This is a genomic window from Mycobacterium lentiflavum, assembly GCF_022374895.2.
GTDB lineage: Bacteria > Actinomycetota > Actinomycetes > Mycobacteriales > Mycobacteriaceae > Mycobacterium > Mycobacterium lentiflavum.
Genome location: NZ_CP092423.2, coordinates 915,532 through 939,444, shown reverse-complemented (window position 1 = coordinate 939,444; position 23,913 = coordinate 915,532). Strand labels below are relative to the sequence as shown.

The window sequence follows — 23,913 nt, the reverse complement described above, 5'->3', positions numbered from 1 at the left end:
CGTCGAACTAGATCGGATTGTCCGACTCCTCAGCCGCGAGCTACCTCGCCGCGTCGTCGTCGAACTAGGTCCGATTGTCCGACTCCTCAGCCGCGAGCTACCTCGCCGCATCGTCGTCGAACTAGCGGTAGTCGCTGTAGCCGTAGTCGTCCAGCGGAACCGCGGCACCAGTGGCCTGGCCGAAGTCCGGGCTGTAGTACTGATCCTCGTAGGACGGGATCGTGTATGCCGCAGCGCGGGCTTCCTCGGTCGGCTGAACCTGGATGTTGCGGTACCGGTTGATTCCGGTCCCGGCCGGGATCAGCTTTCCGATGATCACGTTCTCCTTCAGACCATTGAGCTTGTCGCTGCGGCAGTTGATCGCCGCATCGGTCAGCACTCGCGTGGTCTCCTGGAACGACGCCGCACTCAGCCACGAGTCGGTGGCCAGCGACGCCTTCGTGATACCCATCAGCACCGGGCGTCCGGCCGCGGGCTCGCCGCCCTCGGCGACGACCCGGCGGTTCTCCGCTTCGAACTCCGCACGGTCGATCAGCGAACCCGGCAGGAACTCGGTCGCGCCGGAATCGATGATGGTGACGCGGCGCAGCATCTGGCGAACGATCACCTCGATGTGCTTGTCGTGGATCGACACGCCCTGTGCCCGGTAGACCTCCTGGACCTCGCGGACCAGGTGGATCTGCACCTCGCGGGGCCCTTGCACGCGCAGCACCTCGTGCGGGTCGGCCGAGCCTTCCATCAGCTGCTGGCCCACCTCGACGTGGTCGCCGTCGGAAAGCACCCGCTCGGAACCGTCTTCGTGCTTGAACACACGCAGCCGCTGCCGCTTGGAGAGCTTGTCGTAGACGACTTCCTCGCCGCCATCGTCGGGGACGATGGTGATCTTGTAGAAGCGCTCGCCGTCCTCGAGCTGAACCCGCCCGGTGACGTCGGCAATCGGCGCCTTACCCCGCGGCACCCGCGCCTCGAACAGCTCCTGCACACGCGGCAGACCGCCGGTGATGTCCTCACCGACACCACCCTGGTGGAAGGTACGCATGGTCAGCTGGGTACCGGGCTCACCGATGGACTGCGCAGCGACGATACCGACGGCCTCGCCGATGTCGACGAGCTTGCCGGTCGCCATCGAGCGCCCGTAGCAGGTCGCACACACACCGGTACCGGTGGTGCACGTCAGCACCGAACGCACCTTGATCTGCGTGATGCCCGCAGCCAGCAAGGCCTCGATCGACGGGTCGCCGAGATCCTCGCCACGCGCGACGACGACGTTTCCGGCCTCGTCGACCGCGTCGGCGCCCAAAGTCCGTGCGTACGCCGAGGTTTCGATGTACGGGTCACGGATCAGCGTGCCGTCGGGCTGACGCTCGGCCAGCTCGACGATGATGCCGCGCTCGGTCTCGCAGTCGTGCTCGCGGACGATGACGTCCTGGCTCACGTCCACCAGACGACGAGTCAGGTACCCCGAGTCGGCGGTACGCAACGCGGTGTCGGCCAAGCCCTTTCGAGCGCCGTGCGTGTTGATGAAGTACTCCAGCACGGTCAGGCCCTCGCGGAAGGACGACTTGACCGGACGCGGGATGAACTCACCCTTGGGGTTAGTCACCAGGCCCTTCATGCCGGCCAGCGTTCGGGTCTGGGTGAAGTTACCCGTGGCACCCGAATCGACGATCGTGATGATCGGGTTGTCGGCCGGGTAGTGCTCACGCAGCGCCTTACCGACCTCGTCGGTGGCTTCCTTCCAGATCTCGACCAGCGCTTCGTTGCGCTCGTCGTGGTTCAAAGCACCGCGCTGGAACTGCTTTTCGACCTTGTCGGCCCGGTCCTCGTAGTGGTCGAGGATCTCCTTTTTACGCGGCGGAACCAACACGTCGGCCATCGAGACGGTGACGCCGCTTCGGGTCGCCCAGTAGAAACCGGCGTCCTTGAGCTTGTCGACGGTCTGTGCGACCACGATCATCGGGTAGCGCTCGGCCAGGTCGTTGATGATGGCAGCCTGCACCTTCTTGTGCATCTGCTTGTTCACGAACGGGTAGCCCAGCGGCAGCAGCTCGTTGAACAGCACCCGGCCCAGGGTCGTCTCGGCCAGCCACGCATCGCCTGGCCGCCAACCGTTCTGGCCGAACAGCTCGACCTCGATCTCAGCCGGCGGACGCAGCTGCGTCAACCGCACCTTGATCTGGGCCCGCACCGAGAGCAGACCACGGTCGGACGCCATGATCGCCTCGGCCGGCGACGAGTACACACCCTGCTCCGGCTGGTCATCGGCGGCCGCGCGGTATTCACCTTCGGCCCCGGCCACCTCGGTGGTCAGGTAGTACAGCCCGGTCACCATGTCGAGTCGCGGCATGGCCAACGGGCGGCCGGACGCGGGCGACAGGATGTTGTTGCTCGACAGCATCAGGATGCGAGCCTCGGCCTGCGCCTCGGCGCTCAGCGGCAGGTGCACGGCCATCTGGTCACCGTCGAAGTCGGCGTTGAACGCCTCACAGACCAACGGGTGCAGCTGAATGGCCTTGCCCTCCACCAGCATTGGCTCGAAAGCCTGAATGCCGAGTCGGTGCAGGGTTGGCGCCCGGTTCAGCAGAACCGGGTGCTCGGCGATGACCTCTTCGAGCACGTCCCACACCTGGGGACGCTGGCGCTCGACCATGCGCTTGGCACTCTTGATGTTCTGCGCGTGGTTGAGGTCGACCAGCCGCTTCATGACGAACGGCTTGAACAGCTCGAGCGCCATCAGCTTGGGCAGACCGCACTGGTGCAGCTTGAGCTGGGGACCAACCACGATGACCGAACGGCCCGAGTAGTCGACACGCTTACCGAGCAGGTTCTGACGGAACCGGCCCTGCTTACCCTTGAGCAGATCCGACAGCGACTTGAGCGGACGGTTACCCGGCCCGGTGACCGGGCGGCCGCGGCGGCCGTTGTCGAACAGCGCGTCCACCGACTCCTGCAGCATCCGCTTCTCGTTGTTGACGATGATCTCGGGCGCACCGAGGTCGATCAGCCTCTTGAGACGGTTGTTGCGGTTGATCACGCGGCGGTACAGGTCGTTCAGGTCCGACGTGGCGAACCGGCCACCGTCGAGCTGAACCATCGGGCGCAGCTCCGGTGGGATCACCGGAACCGCGTCGAGCACCATTCCCATCGGCGAGTTGCCCGACTGCTGGAATGCCGCGACGACCTTCAGACGCTTCAGGGCGCGAAGCTTCTTCTGCCCCTTGCCATTTCGGATGACGTCACGCAGGATGTCGGCCTCGGCGTCGATGTCGAAGTTCTCGATCAGCTTCTGGATCGACTCCGCGCCCATCGCCCCGGTGAAGTACTCGCCGTAGCGGTCGACGAGCTCGCGATAGAGGTTCTCGTCGACGATCAGCTGCTTGGGGGCCAGCTTGGTGAACGTCGTCCAGATGTCCTCGAGCCGGTCCAGCTCGCGCTGGGCCCGGTCGCGCAGCTGGCGCATCTCACGCTCGCCACCGTCGCGAACCTTGCGCCGCGCATCGGCTTTCGCGCCCTCGGCTTCCAGCTCGGCCAGGTCGGCCTCCAGCTTTTGCGCACGGGCCTCCAGGTCGGCGTCACGCTGGTCCTCAACGGCCTTGCGCTCCACCACCATTTCGGCCTCGAGCGTCGAGAGCTCGTTGTGGCGCATCTCGTCGTCGACCGCGGTGATCACGTAGGCGGCGAAGTAGATGATCTTCTCGAGATCCTTGGGCGCCAGGTCGAGCAGGTAGCCCAGCCGGCTCGGCACACCCTTGAAGTACCAGATGTGCGTGACGGGAGCGGCCAGCTCGATGTGGCCCATCCGCTCACGACGCACCTTGGCGCGAGTGACCTCGACGCCACAGCGCTCACAGATGATGCCCTTGAAGCGGACACGCTTGTACTTGCCGCAGTAGCACTCCCAGTCGCGAGTCGGTCCGAAGATCTTCTCGCAGAACAGGCCGTCCTTCTCGGGCTTCAGAGTGCGGTAGTTGATCGTCTCCGGCTTCTTGACCTCGCCGTAAGACCATTGCCTGATGTCTTCCGCGGTGGCCAGGCCAATACGGAGTTCATCGAAGAAGTTGACGTCGAGCACGTAACTCCCTTTCCCCTTGACGGGTTAGTAGCTTTGCGAAAAGGCTTAAGCCAAATCCTCAACGGACGCAGATTCGTTGCGGGACAAGTTGATTCCCAGGTTCGCGGCAGCGCGCTCCAGGTCTTCGTCCTCGCCCTCGCGCAGTTCGATCGCCGCACCATCCGACGACAGAACCTCAACGTTGAGGCACAACGACTGCAGTTCCTTGAGCAACACCTTGAACGACTCGGGGATACCCGGCTCGGGGATGTTCTCGCCCTTGACGATCGCCTCGTACACCTTGACCCGCCCGACGGTGTCATCGGACTTGATGGTCAACAGCTCCTGCAGCGTGTACGCGGCGCCGTAGGCCTGCATGGCCCAGCACTCCATCTCACCGAATCGCTGTCCACCGAACTGCGCCTTACCACCCAACGGCTGCTGGGTGATCATCGAGTACGGACCGGTAGACCGGGCGTGGATCTTGTCGTCCACCAGGTGATGCAGCTTCATGATGTACATGTAGCCAACGGTCACCGGGTACGGGAACGGCTCCCCACTGCGGCCATCGAACAGCCTCGCCTTGCCGTCTGCGTTCACCATGACGTCGCCGTCGCGGTTGGGCAGCGTGCAGGACAGCAGACCCTGCAGCTCCTCCTCCTTGGCACCGTCGAACACCGGAGTCGACACCGTCTGGTCCGGCTGCGCGTGCCGCAGGCCGTCCGGCAGGTTCGCGGCCCACTCGGGCTCACCCTCGATCTTCCAGCCCGCCTTGGCAACCCACCCGAGGTGGGTCTCCAGGATCTGGCCGATGTTCATGCGTCGCGGCACACCGTGGGTGTTCAAGATGATGTCCACGGGTGTGCCGTCCGGCATGAACGGCATGTCTTCGACGGGCAGGATCTTGCCGATGACGCCCTTGTTGCCGTGGCGTCCGGCGAGCTTGTCACCGTCGGAGATCTTGCGCTTCTGGGCCACGTAGACGCGGACCAGCTCGTTGACACCGGCGGGCAGTTCGTCGTCGTCCTCGCGCGAGAACACCCGAATGCCGATCACCTTGCCGGATTCACCGTGCGGCACCTTCAGCGAGGTGTCGCGCACCTCGCGGGCCTTCTCACCGAAGATCGCCCGCAGCAGCCGCTCCTCCGGCGTCAGCTCGGTTTCACCCTTCGGGGTGACCTTGCCGACCAGGATGTCGCCGTCACGAACCTCGGCACCGATGCGCACGATGCCGCGCTCGTCCAAGTCGGCGAGCACCTCGTCGGAGACGTTCGGGATGTCCCGGGTGATCTCCTCGGCGCCCAGCTTGGTGTCACGGGCATCGATCTCGTGTTCCTCGATGTGGATCGAGGTGAGCACGTCCTCCTCAACCAGGCGGTTGGACAGGATGATCGCGTCCTCGTAGTTGTGGCCTTCCCACGGCATGACCGCGACCAGCAGGTTCTTGCCCAGCGCCATCTCACCGTTCTCGGTGCACGGACCGTCGGCGATCACCTGGCCGGCCTCGACACGGTCTCCCGCGTCGACGATCGGCGACTGGTTGGCGCAGGTGCCATGGTTGGACCGGGCGAACTTGCGCATCCGATAGGTGTGCCGGGTGCCGTCGTCGGCCATCACGGTGATGTAGTCGGCGGACACCTCCTCGATCACCCCGGCCTTGTCGGCCACCACCACATCGCCGGCGTCGATCGCGGCGCGCAGCTCCATACCGGTACCGACCAGCGGCGCCTCGCTACGCACCAGCGGAACCGCCTGGCGCTGCATGTTGGCACCCATCAGGGCACGGTTGGCGTCGTCGTGCTCGAGGAATGGAATCATGGCCGTGGCCACCGACACCATCTGGCGCGGCGACACGTCCATGTAGTCGACCTCGGACGACGGCACGTACTCGACCTCGCCCGCCTTCCGGCGAACCAGAACACGCGACTCCTCGAACCGGCCGTCGGCGTCGATCGGCGAATTGGCCTGCGCCACGACGTGGCGGTCCTCTTCGTCGGCGGTCAGATAGTCGATCTGGTCACTGACCACACCGTCGACCACCTTGCGGTACGGCGTCTCGATGAACCCGAACGGGTTGACCCGTGCGTACACCGACAACGACCCGATCAGACCGATGTTCGGACCCTCAGGAGTCTCGATCGGACACATCCGGCCGTAGTGCGACGGGTGCACGTCACGAACCTCGAGGCCCGCGCGCTCACGCGACAGACCACCCGGTCCCAGCGCCGACAGGCGGCGCTTGTGGGTGAGCCCGGACAGCGGGTTGTTCTGGTCCATGAACTGGGACAGCTGGCTGGTGCCGAAGAACTCCTTGATCGCGGCGACGACCGGCCGGATGTTGATCAGGGTCTGCGGCGTGATGGCCTCGACGTCCTGCGTGGTCATCCGCTCGCGGACGACACGCTCCATCCGGGACATACCGACCCGGATCTGGTTCTGGATCAGTTCACCGACGGTGCGCAGCCGACGGTTGCCGAAGTGGTCGATGTCGTCGGTCTCCACCGGAACCTCGGTGCCGCCGGGAACCGTCATGGTCGGCTGGCCCTCGTGCAGGCGCACCAGGTACTCGATGGTGGCGACGACGTCCTCTTCGGTCAGCGTCGAGCTGGTAATCGGCGCGCCGACGTTCAGACCGAGCTTCTTGTTGACCTTGTAGCGGCCGACGCGGGCCAGGTCGTAGCGCTTCTCCTTGAAGAACAGGTTCTCCAGCAGCGTCTGCGCGGACTCCTTGGTCGGCGGCTCGCCCGGGCGCAGTTTCCGGTAGATGTCCAGCAGCGCCTCGTCGGTGCCGGCGGTGTTGTCCTTCTCCAGCGTCGACATCATGATCTCGGAGAAGCCGAACCGCTCGTGAATCTGCTCGTTGGTCCAGCCCAGCGCCTTGAGCAGCACGGTGACCGGCTGGCGACGCTTGCGGTCGATGCGCACACCGACGGTGTCGCGCTTGTCGACGTCGAACTCCAGCCACGCACCGCGGCTCGGGATCACCTTGACGCTGTGCAGCAGCTTCTCGGTCGACTTGTCGATCGACTCGTCGAAGTACACACCGGGCGAGCGGACCAGCTGGCTGACCACGACGCGCTCGGTCCCGTTGATGATGAAGGTGCCTTTTTCGGTCATCATCGGGAAGTCACCCATGAAGACCGTCTGGCTCTTGATCTCACCGGTGTTGTTGTTGATGAACTCGGCCGTGACGAACAGCGGAGCCGCGTACGTCATGTCCTTGTCTTTGCACTCGTCCACCGGCGCCTTGACTTCGTCGAAGCGGGGGTCGGAGAACGACAGCGACATTGAGCCCGAGAAGTCCTCAATCGGCGACAACTCGTACAGCACCTCTTCGAGGCCACCGACCGGGTTGACGTCCCCGCGGCCGGAGGCAATCTCGCGCCAACGCGGCGAGCCGATCAACCACTCAAAGGAGTCGGTCTGCACGTCGAGAAGCCCCGGAACCTCGAGCGGTTCGCGGAGCTTGGCGAAAGATACTCGGTCAGGTGCTCCAGGCACGGAGTTGTTAGAACTAGAGGAGTCCGTCTTGCTCTGGCGAGAATCTGCCAAGATGCATCCTTCCAGCACCTCATGCGACTGACGAGAACCGGAGGCACCGGACCTGTTTCGCCGCAAATTGTTTCGGTTTAAGCCGGCGAACGAACTGCTCAAGCCTCACGCGCGCAACGAATAGCTGAACCGCAGAGGGGGCTCAGGCTAAGACCACGGTGTCAGGTGGCGGGTGAGGTGGGCAGGAAGTAGCCAGCGCAACGTCCAACAATAGCGCAGGCGCGCGCATTCCTCAACTACCCATCCAGGGGGGTCGACGCTGGCTGGCATCTCGAATTTCCCGTGGGTACATTCTGCCCAACAGATTGACCTGTGCACGCCTTTTCGTCAAGAGGAACGGGCGGCAAGTTGTTACCGAATTCCGCGGGCCGCGGCTTCCAGCACGCACCACCAGGCCCGACCACGGCAAGCCGTGGCGATCGGGCCTGGGGATCAGCTGATTGTCAGTCGCCGAACTCGTGCGCTTGGTACTTGTGGGTGCCCTCGAGGTCGTCGAGGATCGCCGTCTGCGCCTTCTTGGGCAGGGTGTGCAGCATTTCGCGCACCCGCGCCTGGCGCCGTGCCACCGCTTTGCGTTCCGGCATGCCGGGTGTCGCGACGATCTGCGGCGGTACGCCCTCGATCTCCTCGGTGCCGCCGGAGTGGTGACCCGCATCGACCATGGCTTGCTCTTCGGCCATGGTCGCCTCATCCTTTTCTTCGGACATGCCGATCGGCCCGATACGGCGGCCGTTGAGGAATTGGCGTACCACCGGCTCATCGCTGGTCAGCAACACCTCGCGCGGGCCGAACATGACCAGGTGCTTGCGGAACAGCATGCCGATGTTGTCCGGCACGGTGCGGGCGACGCTGATGTTGTGCGTCACGATCAGAATGGTCGCGTCGATCTGGGCGTTGATGTCGAGGATCAGCTGGCTCAGGTAGGCGGTGCGGACCGGGTCCAGACCCGAGTCGGGCTCGTCGCAGAGAATGATCTGCGGGTCCAGCACCAGGGCGCGGGCCAGGCCGGCACGCTTGCGCATACCACCGGAGATCTCGCCGGGGAACTTCCGCTCGTCACCGCCGAGGCCCACCAATTCGAGCTTCTCCATGACGATGTCACGGATCTCGCCTTCCTTTTTCTTGGTGTGCTCGCGCAACGGGAAGGCGGTGTTGTCGTAGAGATTCATCGAACCGAACAACGCACCGTCCTGGAACAACACCCCGAACAACGTGCGGATCTCGTAGAGCTCCTTGGCCGAGCACTCGATGATGTCGGTGCCATCGATGACAATCGAGCCACGTTCCGGACGAAGGAGGCCGATCAAGGACTTCAAGAACACGGACTTACCGGTACCCGACGGCCCCAGCAAAACGCTGACTTCCCCAGAAGGGATATCGAGGGTCACGTCTTCCCAAATCCTCGACGATCCGAAGGACTTGGTCAGACCGCTGACCTCAATAGCGACGCCCATAGGGAATCCTTCCGTCGACGCATGCTGCCACCTGCCCCTTTGTGTGGCATGAGTCACTGTAGCGCACGCCTGGGACCACACAGCATGGTTGCACAGCACCGCAGCGAAAAATTCGCCGACCTGAGACCCACCCCTACAGGCAGGCTAATGGCCCTGGCAGCCGTGGTAAAGCGGTCAGTTGGTCGGCGCCCAGTTACCGTGGAAGCCCATCGGTACGCGCTGCGGCAAGTGCACGGTCGCCATCGTCTCCAGCGTCTGGGCGTCCAGCATCAGCAATTGCCCCTCGTCACGGCCACGGTGATACGCGTAACCCATCAATACGCCGTCATCCTCGGCACGCTCCCCCGAACCGTTTGCAGGGTTGGGCACAAAGCACATCTCGCCGAGTAAAAGGCCCGGTTCCAGCGCCGCGGCGCTGCTCGAGCCGGTCGCGTAGTCGTGCTTGTAGAACGCCGAGGTCATCTCGGTTGCGCCACCGGACAGATAGCCGCCGTCCAACCCGACGGCGTAGCCGAACCGGTGCCGGCCGCCCAGCAACGACTCGTCGATGCGCGGAAACTCCTGCGGACGGTCGTCGCGTCGCTCGGTGGCGACCGCACCCGTGGTCAGGTTGATCGTCCAGCGATCCAGCACCGGCCGGCTGTCGCCCGGTCCGCGCAGGTCGCGGTCGAACATCCGCGCGTAACTGACCACGTCGAGCACGAGGACCTCTGCGCCGTCGCGCATTTCCGAGTAGGCATTCAGCGGGTGGTAGACGTAGCAGGGTTCGATGTCGAACCAGCGCACGTCATCGTTACCGCCGGTTTCGCGGGGCATGACTCCGATGCGCGCCGGATAGCTGTCCTTCCAGCTGTAGGGCATCCGATTCGTCGGCTGCCGGTTGTTGTTCATCGCCGTCATCATCGGAGTGGGGATCCGGACCCGGCCGAGCAACGACTGCAGCACCAGGCGGGCCGGCGAGCTCAGCCAGCGCGGCACGCTGGCCGGCAAGATCTGCATCGGGTCGAACGTCACCGGTAGGTCATAAATCACCACGTATTTATCGGTCAGGGAGAAATCGTGCATCATCGGCGACCCGCTGACTTCGATGTCGACGGTGCGCCGTGCGTGGCCGCCGGTGTCGATCACCGAGTACTGCACGGTGCGCCCGCGTCCGAACGAATAAGAAACCGCGTGCAGTTCTCCGGTGTGCGGATCCCGGTGCGGGTGGGCGGTGTAGCCACCGAATAGGGTGCCGCCGAAGTCGCAGGGCCCGACGGTGTCCAGCTCGTCGGTGAGCTCGTAGTTGGCACCGCCGCCCTCGACGAGGGCCAGCGTCCGCCCGGCGTGGGTGAGCACGTTGGTGTTCGGGCCGACCGACAGCATGCCGGCGCGCGGGTTCAGCCCCGTGGGCTCGGCCTCGCCCAGCGCGGCGCACACGGGCGGGGTACGGACCCAGCGGTTGCGGTACCAGCAGGCCTTGCCGTCGCGCAGCGCCACCCCGTGCACCATCGCATCGCCGCTGAACCAGTGATAGGTGGCCGGGTCCACCTCCGCGGCCGGGTTGGGCCCGTTGCGCAGGTAGCGCCCGTCGAGGTGCTCCGGGATGTGCCCGGTGACCTGCAAGTCGGTTGCGGTCACTTCGGCGCCGACCGGCGCCAGGAAGCCTTCGAGGTAGGGGTTCTCGGATTTGGTTGTCTGCGTGGAAGTCATTTGCTGAACTCCTATAACATTGATATTTCAGCGTTATTGAGACGCTACGCTCGCGATGAGAAGATGGCAAGGCCGCAGCAGAGATGGTTGGAGAGATGACTTCGGAAATTCAGCGCAGTGTTCGCGACGAGATGCTGCACGCCGCGGTCGGCCTGCTCGACGAGCACGGGCCCGACGCCCTGCAAACCCGCAAAGTGGCGGGCGCAGCGGGGACCTCGACGATGTCGGTGTACACCCACTTCGGCGGGATGCGCGCGTTGATCGAAGCGGTCGCCGAGGAAGGGTTGCGGCAATTCGACCAGGCCCAAACGGTGCCGCAGACCGCCGACCCGGTCGCCGATCTGTTCGTCACCGGCGCCGCCTACCGCCGCTACGCCATCGAGCGCCCACACATGTATCGCCTGATGTTCGGCAGCACCAGTGCGCACGGCATCAACGCACCGGCCGGCAATATTCTGACGCTCACGGTCGCCGACATCGAGCAGCACCACCCGAGCTTCGCGCATGTGGTGGGTGCGGTGCGCCGGTGCATGCAAGCCGGCCGGATCACCGTGGGTGGCGCGGACGACGATGCGTCCGTCGTGGCCACCGCGGCCCAGTTCTGGGCCTTGATGCACGGGTTCGTGATGCTGGAGTTGGCCGGGTACTACGGTGACGACGGATCGGCGATCGCTCCGGTGCTCAACGCGATGACGTCGAATCTGCTTGTCGCCCTGGGAGATACAGCCGAGCGGGTGGCACAGTCAGTGCGGTCGGCGTTTCCCGACTGAACACACGAAACCCCCGGGACTACAGCCACTGGGGCTCCCGGGGGTTTGCGCGAGTTGAACTACTTGACCGTGACGGTAGCGCCGGCGGCCTCGAGCTTGCCCTTGGCCTCCTCGGCGGCTTCCTTGGCGACCTTCTCCAGCAGCGGCTTGGGTGCGCCGTCGACCAGGTCCTTGGCCTCTTTGAGGCCCAGGCCGGAGACGATCTCGCGGACGACCTTGATGACGCCGATCTTCTTGTCGCCGGCGGCCTCGAGGATGACGTCGAACTCCGACTGCTCTTCGGCGGCCTCGGCGGGCGCACCGCCGGCGGCGGCGCCGCCGGCAGCAGCAACGGCGACCGGGGCGGCCGCGGTGACCTCGAAGGTCTCTTCGAACTTCTTCACGAAGTCCGAGAGCTCGAGCAGGGTCATTTCCTTGAAGACGTCGAGCAGGTCATCGGTGGAGATTTTTGCCATGGTGGGGTCCTTCCTGGTTTGGGTTTTTGGGTTATTCGGCGTCGGCCGGTGCCTCGGCGGGTGCTTCCGCCTCGGCGGGGGCTTCCGCCTCGGCGGGGGCTTCCGAAGCGGCCGCCTCGGGAGCGGGTTCTGCGGCCGGAGCCGCCGCGGCAGCCGGGTCGGCCGCCTTCTTCTCTTGCAGGGCGGCCGCGAGGCGGGCGAACTGCGAGACCGGAGCGTTGAACAGGCCGGCAGCCTTGGCGAGGTTGCCCTTCATAGCACCGGCCAGCTTGGCCAGCAGCACCTCGCGGGATTCCAGGTCGGCGATCCGCTCGACCTCGGCCACCGTCAGCGGGTGGCCATCCATGTAGCCACCCTTGATGACCAGCGCCTTGTTCTCCTTGGCGAAGGTCTTGATGGCCTTGGCGGCGTCAACCGGTTCGCCCCTGACGAACGCGATGGCCGTCGGACCCGCGAACAACTCGTCAAGACCCTCGATCCCGGCTTCGGTCGCTGCCCGCTTGATCAGCGTGTTCTTAGCCACGGTGTAGGTGGCCGAACCCGCCAGCGAGCGGCGCAGCTCAGCCAGGTTGGCGACCGTCAGGCCGCGGTACTCGGTGATGACGGTCGCGGTCGAGGCGCTGAACTGCTCGACAATGTCCGCTACGGCGGTGGCCTTGTCGGCTTTGGCCATGCATAACCTCCTCGTTAAAAGTGTCTTCTGCGCTTCCCCGAGGAACGACGAACGCCCCGGCGCAGGAAGCGGCACGGGGCGTTGAAATACACCGGCGCGAGCGCCGGCGGTAATGCCTCGTCCTCCTGCGTGGGCCGCCGGGATGTTCCCGGACCTTCAACCGATTGATCGGTGACCGACGGTCTTCGGTGGATCGGCACCAAGGATAGCGTGACGACACGCGGTCGGCCAAAACGGCGGATCTCAGGTGACGGCGAGGCGGTCGGCTAGGCCCCCGCGAGCCGGGCCGCGCCGACCAGGCCGGCCTCGCCGCCTAGCACGGCGGGCACCACCCGCAACCCGGCCAGGAAATCCAGCCCGGCGTAATCGGCCAGCACCGCGTGCAACGGGTCGAACAACACGCGGCCGGACTTTGCGACTCCTCCCCCGATGACGACGAGGTCCAGGTCGCAGACCGCCGCCACCGAAGCGATCATCGCCGCGAGCCCGGTGGCGCCTCGCCGGAATGCGCGCAGCGCTACCGCATCCCCATCCGCCGCTGCGGCGGCCAACTCGCGAGCGCCGGCAACCGGCGGCGCCGACCATCCGTTGGCCCGCGCCCAGCGCACCATCCACGGACCGGCCGCGACTGTCTCGACGCACCCGCGGCCCCCGCACGCGCACCGCTCACCGCCCTCTTCGACCACCACGTGACCGACATGCCCGGCATTGCCGGTGCGCCCGGTGTAAGGCGCGCCGTTGAGCACCAATCCGCCCCCGACGCCGGTCGACACCACCATGGCCAACAGAAAGCCCGCACCGCGCCCCGCGCCTTGCCAATGCTCACCGAGGGCCATGCACAATCCGTCACCGCCCAGCCGCACCGGCACCCCGGGCACCGCAGCCACGACCCGGTCCCGTAACGGAAAGTGTTGCCACCCTTTGATATTGATCGGACTGACGGTTCCGGTGCGCAGGTCGATGGGCCCGGCCGACGCGATCCCCACCGCGCGGACCGCACCGCCGGCCGCCGCTAGGGCCTCGGCGACCATGGCGGCGACCACTTCCCAGACCTGTTCGGCCGAACCGCCGGGCGGGGTCGGACGGGTCGCGTTGTAGACCAGCTTGCCGTCGGAATCCACAAGTCCCGCAGCGATTTTCGTGCCGCCGATGTCCAAACCGAGAGTAAGCACGGCCGATCAATGCCGATGGGTGTTGTCGGGTTGGCGGGGGTCACCGGGATGCTCGTAGCCGGGCGCGAGCACCACCAGTGCGGCGCGGCGCTCGTCCAGCCACAGCCGGAAGGCGCGACGGCGCGCGGCGCCGCGCAGATGCTCGGTGACCGCGGCGCGCACCGCCACCGGCGGCGGCTCGACACCCGACGGCGCGCGCCAGCCGTGGCGGTCGGGGCCCGCCGCGGCGAACCGCAGCGGATTGCGGGCGTGATAGTCGGCCACCTGTAGATCGCTGACTCGGACCGCGGCCGTCACGTCGACGAACAGCGCGCGCGCCCGCGGATCCGCCAGCGCCGCCGCGGCCACACTGCCGATCTCCAGCCGGGCCGTCACGTCGGGCAGCAGCTCGGCCTCGGTCGGCGCGTCGCCGACGCTCAATCCGCGGGTGGCCACCTCGGCCGCGACCACGCGTTCGGTCACCAGAAGTTGCGTGAGCCAGCGCCGCAGTTGGCGGCCCTCCCTGGTGCCGCGGGCAGGCAACGCCGCCGCGTGCGGGCCGCTGCGCAATCGCGCCTCGGCCGCGTCGACCTCCTCAACCGCGACGGGTGCGCCGGCGACGGTAGCAACCGCCTGCACGCTCATGTCACGGTCACCTGCACCGCCGGCGAGTAGACCAGCCGTCCGGCGCAGCCCACCCGGATCAGGGCCCACCACTGGCCGGGTTCCAGCCACGGGGGTGGGTTGACGTCGAAGCCGAACTCGACGGTGCTGCGGGCCGGCAACACCGCACCGACCGAGGCCGGGCCGATCCATTCCCAGGTGCCCCAGGGGCTGATCAGATGGGCTTCGGCCGATAGGTCTGCCGCGGCATGGCTGCCGATCGTCACAGCCAGCCGGGTCGTCTGCCCGGCGCGCATCGCGATCTCCTCGGGCCCGTCGACGAGGTAGACCAGCTCGGTGTCCTGGTCCGCATCGATTTCGACGATGCTCACGTCTTCGACGGTCTGGTGCCAGGCGGCCGGGATGTTGTCCCCGATGATGCGCAGCTGCGCCCGGATCGGGTATGGGCCGGGCGCAGCTGCGGCCGGGATCGTCAGCACTACGTCGGCTTCCCGGTGCTCGCCGCTGCCGAGCCGCAGCGGCAGCTCGGCGGGGGTCACCGACCAGCCGTCCGGGCACACCAGCGCGACCACGCCGTGCAGTTCGGCGTCGGTACAGTCGCTGGCCGCGGTGAGCCGCAGCGTCAGCTCGCCGCCCGGCTCGGCGGTCAACCGCTGCGGGTGCAGGTGCGCGACGGCCGGTAGCCCGCCCAACGGCGCCGGCCCCCGGTTGTGCAGCCAGTAACGCGCGTACAGCGGCTGGGCGTTCTCGGCTTCCGGGGCCAGCGCGGTGGGCTCATCGAATGCCTGGGGGATCTTGAGCCGGGCCAGCACGGTGGCGACCTGATAACCGTGCAGCTCGATCGACCGCTTGCGGCCCTGCGGCGTCTCCAGCAGGTCGGCGAGCTGTAGCGAGCCCACCTTGCCCAGCGTCGAACCGATCGACACCCGAGTGCGGGCACCGGTCGATTCGACGAGCCGCAGCGCCACCGCGGCGGGGTCGACGGGCTCGGCGCGACCGGCTGTCAGCGGGTTGCCGGCCGCCTTGAACGCGCCGACGTGCACCGTATCCGCGGGCTCGACGTGCAGCAGCGACCCGGTGGAGGCCAGCGTGCCTCGCCGTTGATCGCAGAAGACGGCGTGCAGCGGATGAGAGAACTGGGCGCTGCGGTTCGGGATGTCGGCGTGCCGCCAGTCGCCGTCGCCGCCGGTCAGCGCGTAGTCGAAGTGGTGTGTCCAGTGCTGCAGTTGGAAGTTCGACCCGTCGGGCGCGGTGCGCCGCGGTTCGTCGATCCAGGTGCCGGACGGCCAGCCGGTGCAGGACCGCAGCAGCGCGGTGTGCAGCGTGCCGTCGCTCTCGACGGCGAAGCTCGGCACGCCGCGGTTGAGCAACGCGACCGTGCGGGATTCGAAGGGTTCTGCGCCCGACCCGGCGCGCTGTATGACGACGATCTCGGCGTCATCGAGATCGTCTGTCACCGAGGCTATTTCGGCGTTGAGGCGCTTCTCGTCGGTGCCGTCGATCACCAGCACGGGCAACGCGCGCACCCCGCTCAGGTCGGCTCCGGGCACCCAGGCCGCCGCCAATGTCGTCGCCGCGGGCACCCACACCCTGGCCCGGCCCCGCTTCGACAGCTGCCGTTCGAATTCCTCGACGTACTCCGGATCGGCTTCGGCGAGTACCGCTTTGGTGAAGGCGTTGCGGTCAGGGCCGCCCAGCGCAATGCGGACGTCGGGCAGGTTGGAGTCGACCGCCAGGTTGCCGTAGCGCGGCCGGTCGGCGCCGCTGCAGGTGGCCGTTACGCCGGCGCGTACCAGAGCGACCATCAGCTCGCGCGCCAGCGGTCCGGAGGACGCTTCCGACGGCGACACCACCTCGGCTACGGATAGCGCGCGAATACCCTTGTTTCCCAGCCTAACCCGCGCAGCCGACGACAGACCGAACCAGCTGTAGGCCGGGTTGTCCAACGTCCACGGCAGGTGCTCGGTGTCCACCGAGCGAGGTCCGTCGTGCAGCAACGCGAAACCGCGGCCGACGACGGCGTCACCCACCTCGCTGACCGGCATGGCGCCCGGCACCGGACACGGCCAGCGCAGCCGCAGCAGCCGATCCGCACCGGTGAAGTCGTCGATCGTGGTGCGGCAATCCACCCGGGGCACGCCGTTCCACAGCGTCAATGTCTGTGTATAGCAGAGCAATTCGCCAATCCGGCCATGCACGACGATCCGCTCACCGAGCGGTCCGCGATAAGCCTGCACCTGCGCCGGCGATTCCGACGAGCCCACCACCGGCCCCTTGGGCAGCAGATGCCAAGGTCCCTCGCCCTGAGTCGGGTGGGCCGGGTATTCGTCGTAGACGGCGAGCTCGTTGCCCACCCGCCCGTCCGCGATCAGCTCGCGGCCGTCCTGAACCAACGACACCACCGCCCCGCCGCGGGCCGGGTCCACCGCCAACCGGTAGTGCTCGTTTTCGATCTCGTGTCCGGGCACCGACTCCCATCCGGTCGCGTCCTGGGCGGGAACCAGCCGGTAAGCCCGCCAGCCCAGCGACGGGACGTCACGAGCCAGCCAGGTGACCGACCGTCCGTCATGCTCGACCATTGCGGGCAGCTCGGCACCGTCGGTGTCGCGCACCCGCGCCCCCGCGGGCAGCGGCGGATCGACCCGTGCGGTGACGATGTCGGTGCGCCGATGCGTCAGCGAATTCCAGACGACCATGTCACCGGCCTGAGAACTCAAGGCGCCCGACAGCAGCGCCAGGGAGTTGTCGCGGGCCGCGCGACCCAGTTCCCACGCGTCGCGCCAACCGGTCAGCAGATCGAGGTAGACCTGGTCGGATTCCGAGCCGGTGATCGCGTCGTGGTGCGCACCGTAGGCCAGCTGCACCCACGCCTTGGCCAGTGCGGCCTGCGGGTAGTCGGCGCCGGTCATCAGCGCGGCGAACACCGCGTAGCGCTCGGCATCCAACACCGCGTTTTCGGCAGCGCGGTTGGCCTGTTTCGTGTCGATGTAGGAGACGTCCTTGCCGGTGTAGATCGGGTTCATGTCGCGCGTCTGCGGGGACGGTGCCGACCCTCGCTCGTCCAGCTCGGCGCGCACCGCGGCGAAGAACTCCTTCGGCAGGCCGCACACGAATCGCGGCCACGTGTAGCGCGCGGCCCAGTCGCGGTGGATTTCGGTGACCCACTTGTTCGGCGGGGTGTAGTCGGTGCCCACCGGCAACAGCACGTTGCGGGTCAGCGCAACCCTCTTGAGCTGTTCGAACACCGCATACGTGGCGTCTTGCGCCTCGACCAGTGACGCCGAGGAATCCATCCCCCAGCCCGCCCCGTAGTGCGCCGGCATGTAGTGCGTGAGCAGGCCGCGCCCGGAGGGCGAAATCCATTCGAACTCGCTGCAGAACTGCATGCCCTCGACACCGCCGGAGTGGGTCGGTCCCCACTGGTGGTGTGGTCCGCGGGCCCACGAACTCGACGTCAGCCCGGCATCGGCGGCCATCCCGGGGAACTGCGGGTCGTGGCCGAACACGTCGAGCTGCCATGCCGTGGCCGGATGGGCACCCAACACATCGCGTTGAAAACCAATGCCGTGCACCAGGTTTCGGATCGTCGTCTCCGGGCTGGTGAGGTTGGTGTTGGGTTCGTTGTAAGTGCCGCCCATGATCTCGACCCGGCCTTCGTTGATGAAGCGGCGCAGGTCGGCGCGGTCCTCGGGGTGGGTGTCCCAGTACGGCTTGAGGTAGTCCACCTCGGCCAGCACGAATTTGTATTCGGGCTCGCGGCGGGCCATTTCCAGATGCGCGTGCACCAATTCGAAACCGTTGGTCTGCCGACCTTTGCCCGGCGGGTCTTCTCGCCATTCACTGGTGTAGGCGCCTTGGGTGTTCCACCACACCGGGTCGTAATGGAAATGGCTGACCATGAACATCGTCCAGCCCGGCTCGGCCACGGTGAACTCGAACTGAACACTGTGGTCGCCGGCGTGCACCCGGGCGGGTCGCCGCTCACCGACGATCGGGCGCTGCACGGTCACCGCAATCTCGACGTCCTCGTCGCCTGCCTCGGCGATCGCCTCACCGTGCAGACCGTCGCCGTCGATGCGTAGCGGGATCGACTCGGTCACCCCCTCGACGGCGACACGGGCCAGCTGTAGCGGCGTGTTCTGCGGCCCAACGAACAGTTCGGTCGAGCGCGCCGAAATCAGCTGCATGCCCGCACCTTACGTTGCTCGACTACAGACTTGTCACCCCTTGCTGCAAAGCTGGGCAGGGTGACGGACCTGACCACACAACTGGCCGATCAGCTGGATTGGCATTGGCGCGAGCAGCTCCGCCCGCGCCTGGACGGCCTCACCGACGACGGGTGGATCACCGGGGTGCGCTCGCTGTCGGCCGCCGACCTGACACGGCGCTGCGGCTCGGCCGAGGGGCCGTACGCCGATTACCCACTGTCCGAGCTGGTCTTGCACATCAATCGCGAAGCGATCCACCATGGTGCCGAGATCGCCTGCCTGCGCGACCTTTACGCGCATCGCCAAACCGTCAACCAGGAGGATTGATCATGCCAGCCCTCGCCCCGCCGGTGACCGACGAGCGCAGCGCCCTGCGCGAATACCTGGCGTTTCACCAAAGCTCCTACTTCGCGGTGTCCTACGGCCTCACCGACGAGCAGGCCCGGTCGGCACCGTCGGCCAGTGCGCTGTCGGTCGGCGGGCTGGTCAAGCACGTGACACGGATGCAACGCAGCTGGATGGCACGCATTGCGGCCGCGCCGCACGCAGCACCGAAGGATCCCCGGCCGTTCGACGCAAAGGAGTTCGCGGACCAGCACGTGATGCGGCCCGACGAGACGCTGGACGGGCTGCTGCGGGAGTTCGCGGAACAGAACGCGGAGTCGCTGCGGCTGGTGGAAACCGCCGACCTCGACGCTGCGGTGCCGGTGCCACACGATGTTCCGTGGTTTCCCAAGGACCTGGATGCCTGGTCGGTGCGGTGGGTGATCCTGCACGTCATCAACGAGTTGGCCCGGCATGCGGGGCACGCCGACATCGTTCGGGAGACCATCGACGGAGCCACGATGTACGACCTGATCGCCGGGCTGGAAGGCTGGGAGATCGAGGGTTGGGTGACACCCTGGAGCACTGGGCCGGATCGGTAAAAGGCCTGCTCACCGGAGAGTGAATTGGGTCTTGACAGCGCTGGTTTGGCAGACTGCTGGGATGAGCTCTACCAAACACCGAGACGTGGCCAAGCTCGACCGGGTGCCGTTGCCGATCGAAGCGGCCCGCGTGGCGGTCACCGGTTGGCAGGTCACTCGTTCCGCCGCTCGCGTCGTCACCAAGCTGCCGGGCCGGGGCCCGTGGCAGCAGAAGGTGATCAAGCAGCTCCCCCAGACCTTCGCCGACCTGGGTCCGACGTATGTGAAGTTCGGCCAGATCATCGCGTCCAGCCCGGGTGCGTTCGGCGAGTCGCTGTCCCGCGAATTCCGCGGCCTGCTGGACCGGGTCCCGCCGGCCGACTCCGAACAGGTGCACAAGCTGTTCGTCGAGGAGCTCGGCGCCGACCCGGCCGACCTGTTCGCCAAGTGGGATGAGACGCCGTTCGCCTCGGCATCCATCGCGCAGGTGCACTACGCCACGCTGCACACCGGCGAGGAGGTCGTGGTCAAGATCCAGCGCCCGGGCATCCGCCGCCGGGTCGCCGCCGACCTGCAGATCCTGAAACGCTTCGCCCAGGCCGTCGAGCTGGCCAAGCTGGGCCGCCGGCTGTCAGCGCAAGACGTGGTCGCCGACTTCTCCGCCAACCTGGCCGAGGAGCTGAACTTTCGTCTCGAGGCGCAGTCGATGGAGGCTTGGGTCTCGCATCTGCACGTATCGCCGCTGGGCCGCAACATCCGGGTGCCGACTGTGCACTGGGACTTCACCAGCGACCGGGTGCTGACGATGGAGCGGGTGCAGGGCATCCGCATCGATGACGTCGCCGCCATCCGCAAGGCCGGGTTCGACGGCGTCGAACTGGTGAAGGCGCTGCTGTTCTCGCTTTTCGAAGGCGGGCTGCGGCACGGGCTGTTCCACGGCGACCTGCACGCGGGCAACCTGTACGTCGATGACCAGGGCCGCATCGTGTTCTTCGACTTCGGCATCATGGGCCGCATCGACCCGCGCACCCGTTGGTTGCTGCGCGAGTTGGTGTACGCGTTGCTGGTGACGAAGGACCACGCCGCGGCCGGCAAGATCGTCGTGCTGATGGGTGCCGTCGGCACCGTGAAGCCCGAAGCCGAGGCCGCCAGGGATCTGGAGAAATTCGCCACCCCGCTGACCATGTCGACGCTGGGCGACATGTCCTACGCCGACATCGGGAAGCAGCTGTCCACGCTGGCCGATGCCTACGACGTCAAGCTGCCCCGCGAGTTGGTGTTGATCGGCAAGCAGTTCCTCTACGTCGAGCGGTACATGAAGCTGCTCGCGCCGAAGTGGCAGATGATGTCCGACCCGCAGCTGACGGGGTACTTCGCCAACTTCATGGTCGAGGTCAGCCGCGAGCACGACAGCGACCTGGAGGCCTAGTGGAAATCCGCAGTGGCTACGCGAGTGCCGGACCCGCCCCGAGCAATCCCGAGAGCGACTTGAAGCTCTACTACGAGGACATGGGCGATCCCGAGGACCCGCCCGTGCTGCTGATCATGGGCCTCGGCGCCCAGCTGCTGCTGTGGCGCACCGAGTTCTGCGAGCGGCTGGTCGGCCACGGCCTGCGGGTAATCCGTTACGACAACCGGGATGTCGGGCTGTCCGGCAAGACCGAGCGGCGTAGCGTCGGCCAGTCGCTGATCACGCGATTGGGCCGCTCCTGGGTCGGTCTGCGCAGCAAGGCGACGTACACCCTGGAGGACATGGCCGACGACGCCGCGGCGGTGCTGGACCATCTGGACATCGAGGCGGCCCACGTCGTCGGAGCATCGATGGGCGGGATGATCGCCCAGGTTTTCGCCGCGAAATTCGCTCATCGCACAAGGACTCTCGGGGTCCTCTTTTCGAGCAACAATTCGGCGTTCCTGCCCCCGCCCGCACCGCGCGCATTGCTGGCATTGATCAAAGGTCCGCCGCCAAGCTCGCCCCGCGACGTGATCCTCGACAATGCGGTCCGGGTGAGCAGGATCATCGGCAGTCCGGGTTACCGCATTCCAGACGAGCAGGTCCGCGCGGAGGCCGCCGAGGGATACGACCGCAATTACTACCCGCAGGGCATCGCCGGGCAGTTCAGCGCAATCCTGGGCAGCGGGAGCCTGCTGCACCACGATCGGCGCATCACGGCACCGACGGTTGTCATCCACGGTCGGTCCGACAAACTGATGCGGCCTTTCGGAGGACGTGCGATCGCACGCGCAATAAGCGGCGCCCGATTGGTGTTATTCGACGGAATGGGCCATGATCTGCCACAGCAGCTGTGGGATCCGGTGATCGGTGTTTTGACGGGCAACTTCGCCGAGGCCAGCTGAGCCAGAGTCGAGCAGGCGGCTTAGGCTGTATCTTGTTCGTCGCAACTTTCGCATGAGATCTCACAGAGTTCACGAGATCTCACAGAGTTGAAGCGTTGATACTTGGGAGGACGCGATGGTCGCGAAATTGAAGCCGTATTACGAAGAGTCGCAGGCCACCTACGACATTTCTGACGACTTCTTCGCGCTGTTCTTAGACCCCAACATGGTCTACACCTGCGCATACTTCAAGAACGACGATATGACGCTGGAAGAGGCGCAGCGCGCCAAGCTGGATCTGGGCCTGGACAAGCTGAAGCTCGAGCCGGGAATGACGCTGCTCGACGTTGGATGCGGTTGGGGCGGAGCGCTGGTCCGCGCGGTGGAGAAGTACGACGTAAATGTCATCGGCATCACACTCAGCCGAAATCACTACGAGCGCAGCAAATCTCGTCTTGCCGCGATCCCAACTAACCGCCGGGCCGAGGCCCGCCTGCAGGGTTGGGAAGAGTTCGACGAGCACGTCGATCGGATCATCAGCTTTGAGGCCTTTGACGCGTTCAAGAAGGAGCGATGGCCGGCGTTCTGGGACTGGGCCTACGAGGTTCTCCCGGACGACAGCCGGCTGCTGATGCACAGCATCTTCACGCACCCGCAGTCTTACTGGAAAGAGCACGGCATCCCGATCACGATGACCGATCTGCGCTTTCTGCGATTTCTCGGCAAGGAGATCTTCCCCGGCGGCCAGATGTGCGGTGAACCCGACATCGTCGATAACGCCCAGGCCAGTGGTTTCTCGCTCGAGCAGACCCAGTATCTGCAGTCGCACTACGTGCGGACGCTGGACATGTGGGCGGCCAATCTGGAGGCCAATCGCGACCGCGCCATCGCCATCCAGTCCGAAGAGGTCTACGACCGCTACATGCGCTACCTCACCGGCTGCGCTGACCTGTTCCGGAAGGGCATCTCCAACGTCGGACAGTTCACTCTGACCAAGTAGCGCGACACGCCCGACATGACAGTCGGGTTGAACTGCGAGGTTTCGCCGTTCGTCAATGTGGGCAGATGCGGAGTAATAAAATTTTGCCCACTCGGGCTCGGGGGATGTTCGACGCGTTTTCGCGGGGGAGGGCGCAACGCTATGGCGCAAAAACTGGAACCACACTTCGACGACGTACAGGCGCACTACGACCTGTCCGACGACTTTTACCGGCTGTTCCTGGATCCAAGCCAGACCTACAGCTGCGCGTACTTCGAGCGCGACGACATGACGCTCGAAGAAGCCCAAATCGCCAAGATCGATTTATCGCTGGGCAAGCTGGGCCTTCGGCCCGGCATGACGTTGCTCGACGTCGGCTGCGGCTGGGGTGCCACGATGCGCCGCGCGGTCGAGAAGTACGACGTGAACGTGATCGGGTTGACGCTGTCCAAGAACCAGGCCGCGCACGTGCAGAAGTCGTTCGACGAAATGGACAACAACCCCCGGAGCAAGCGCGTGCAGCTGGCCGGCTGGGAAGAGTTCGACGAACCCGTCGACCGCATCGTATCGATCGGCGCGTTCGAGCACTTCGGCCACGACCGCTACAGCGACTTCTTCAAGATGGCCTACCACGTGTTGCCGGGCGACGGCGTGATGCTATTGCACACCATCACCGACTTCACGAAGCAGGAAATCATCGACCTGGGCTTACCCATCTCCATCGACCTGCTGCGCTTCATCATATTCATTCAGCGGGAGATCTTCCCCGGCGGCCGATTGCCGAAAATCCCTATGGTGGAAGAACATTCGAGTGACGCCGGTTTCACGCTGACTCGCCGCCAATCGCTGCAGCCGCACTACGCCAAGACCCTCGATCTGTGGGCAGCGGCGCTGGAAGCGCGCAAAACCGAGGCGATCGAGATCCAGTCCGAAGAGGTCTACGAGCGCTATATGAAGTACCTGACCGGTTGCGCCGACAAATTCCGGCAAGGCTACGTCGACGTCAACCAATTCACGCTGGCAAAGTAACCCGGCAGCGTTGACCCCCGGGACCGAATAGCC

At 66.0% G+C, this 23,913-nt stretch carries 16 protein-coding genes; 7 read left to right on the top strand and 9 right to left on the bottom strand.

Features of this window, described 5'->3' with window-relative positions; genetic code table 11:
- Nucleotides 1–121: 121 nt before the first annotated feature.
- The 4 genes from MJO58_RS04565 to MJO58_RS04550 all read right to left on the bottom strand — a co-directional run bounded on the left by MJO58_RS04565 (nucleotide 122) and on the right by MJO58_RS04550 (nucleotide 10,749).
- Nucleotides 122–4,072, bottom strand: coding sequence for a DNA-directed RNA polymerase subunit beta' (locus tag MJO58_RS04565; RefSeq protein ID WP_090600289.1), 3,951 nt, complete (start codon nucleotides 4,070–4,072; stop codon nucleotides 122–124).
- A 45-nt stretch (nucleotides 4,073–4,117) separates the two neighbouring features.
- Nucleotides 4,118–7,603, bottom strand: a complete 3,486-nt coding sequence (rpoB, locus tag MJO58_RS04560) for a DNA-directed RNA polymerase subunit beta (RefSeq protein WP_434086304.1) — start codon at nucleotides 7,601–7,603, stop codon at nucleotides 4,118–4,120.
- Between the two features lie 443 nt (nucleotides 7,604–8,046).
- On the bottom strand, nucleotides 8,047–9,057 hold the full coding sequence (locus tag MJO58_RS04555; RefSeq protein WP_090600281.1) for an ABC transporter ATP-binding protein: 1,011 nt from the start codon (nucleotides 9,055–9,057) through the stop codon (nucleotides 8,047–8,049).
- A 174-nt stretch (nucleotides 9,058–9,231) separates the two neighbouring features.
- Nucleotides 9,232–10,749: a carotenoid oxygenase family protein gene (locus tag MJO58_RS04550; protein ID WP_239722127.1), complete on the bottom strand. Its 1,518-nt coding sequence runs from the start codon at nucleotides 10,747–10,749 to the stop codon at nucleotides 9,232–9,234.
- Nucleotides 10,750–10,844: 95 nt separating this feature from the next.
- Here MJO58_RS04550 and MJO58_RS04545 point away from each other — a divergent pair, with 95 nt between their 5' ends.
- Nucleotides 10,845–11,519, top strand: a complete 675-nt coding sequence (locus MJO58_RS04545; RefSeq protein ID WP_090600274.1) for a TetR/AcrR family transcriptional regulator — start codon at nucleotides 10,845–10,847, stop codon at nucleotides 11,517–11,519.
- Nucleotides 11,520–11,578: 59 nt separating this feature from the next.
- On the opposite strand, the gene rplL is transcribed toward MJO58_RS04545, so the two are convergent.
- The 5 genes from rplL to MJO58_RS04520 all read right to left on the bottom strand — a co-directional run bounded on the left by rplL (nucleotide 11,579) and on the right by MJO58_RS04520 (nucleotide 18,609).
- Nucleotides 11,579–11,974, bottom strand: coding sequence for a 50S ribosomal protein L7/L12 (rplL, locus tag MJO58_RS04540; protein WP_085222909.1), 396 nt, complete (start codon nucleotides 11,972–11,974; stop codon nucleotides 11,579–11,581).
- Nucleotides 11,975–12,005: 31 nt separating this feature from the next.
- On the bottom strand, nucleotides 12,006–12,647 hold the full coding sequence (gene rplJ / locus MJO58_RS04535; protein ID WP_239722126.1) for a 50S ribosomal protein L10: 642 nt from the start codon (nucleotides 12,645–12,647) through the stop codon (nucleotides 12,006–12,008).
- Between the two features lie 266 nt (nucleotides 12,648–12,913).
- Nucleotides 12,914–13,819, bottom strand: coding sequence for an ROK family protein (locus MJO58_RS04530; protein WP_239722125.1), 906 nt, complete (start codon nucleotides 13,817–13,819; stop codon nucleotides 12,914–12,916).
- A gap of 6 nt (nucleotides 13,820–13,825) precedes the next feature.
- Nucleotides 13,826–14,443: a DUF7158 domain-containing protein gene (locus MJO58_RS04525; protein WP_239722124.1), complete on the bottom strand. Its 618-nt coding sequence runs from the start codon at nucleotides 14,441–14,443 to the stop codon at nucleotides 13,826–13,828.
- Nucleotides 14,440–18,609 (bottom strand): glycoside hydrolase family 38 N-terminal domain-containing protein, encoded by a 4,170-nt coding sequence (locus tag MJO58_RS04520; protein ID WP_239722123.1) that lies wholly within the window; start codon nucleotides 18,607–18,609, stop codon nucleotides 14,440–14,442. The genes MJO58_RS04525 and MJO58_RS04520 overlap by 4 nt, the downstream gene beginning before the upstream one ends.
- 60 nt (nucleotides 18,610–18,669) lie before the next feature.
- Between MJO58_RS04520 and MJO58_RS04515 the strand changes: the two genes are divergently transcribed.
- The 6 genes from MJO58_RS04515 to MJO58_RS04490 all read left to right on the top strand — a co-directional run bounded on the left by MJO58_RS04515 (nucleotide 18,670) and on the right by MJO58_RS04490 (nucleotide 23,880).
- Complete coding sequence (locus MJO58_RS04515; protein ID WP_239722122.1) at nucleotides 18,670–18,957, top strand: DinB family protein; 288 nt, start codon at nucleotides 18,670–18,672, stop codon at nucleotides 18,955–18,957.
- Between the two features lie 23 nt (nucleotides 18,958–18,980).
- On the top strand, nucleotides 18,981–19,556 hold the full coding sequence (locus tag MJO58_RS04510; RefSeq protein ID WP_239723165.1) for a DinB family protein: 576 nt from the start codon (nucleotides 18,981–18,983) through the stop codon (nucleotides 19,554–19,556).
- A gap of 61 nt (nucleotides 19,557–19,617) precedes the next feature.
- Nucleotides 19,618–20,964 (top strand): ABC1 kinase family protein, encoded by a 1,347-nt coding sequence (locus tag MJO58_RS04505; RefSeq protein WP_175364349.1) that lies wholly within the window; start codon nucleotides 19,618–19,620, stop codon nucleotides 20,962–20,964.
- On the top strand, nucleotides 20,964–21,893 hold the full coding sequence (locus tag MJO58_RS04500) for an alpha/beta hydrolase (protein ID WP_420845312.1): 930 nt from the start codon (nucleotides 20,964–20,966) through the stop codon (nucleotides 21,891–21,893). Before MJO58_RS04505 ends, MJO58_RS04500 begins: the two co-directional genes overlap by 1 nt.
- A gap of 115 nt (nucleotides 21,894–22,008) precedes the next feature.
- Nucleotides 22,009–22,872 (top strand): cyclopropane mycolic acid synthase family methyltransferase, encoded by an 864-nt coding sequence (locus MJO58_RS04495; protein ID WP_239722121.1) that lies wholly within the window; start codon nucleotides 22,009–22,011, stop codon nucleotides 22,870–22,872.
- A gap of 141 nt (nucleotides 22,873–23,013) precedes the next feature.
- Nucleotides 23,014–23,880 (top strand): cyclopropane mycolic acid synthase family methyltransferase, encoded by an 867-nt coding sequence (locus tag MJO58_RS04490; RefSeq protein ID WP_239722120.1) that lies wholly within the window; start codon nucleotides 23,014–23,016, stop codon nucleotides 23,878–23,880.
- Nucleotides 23,881–23,913 lie beyond the last annotated feature (33 nt).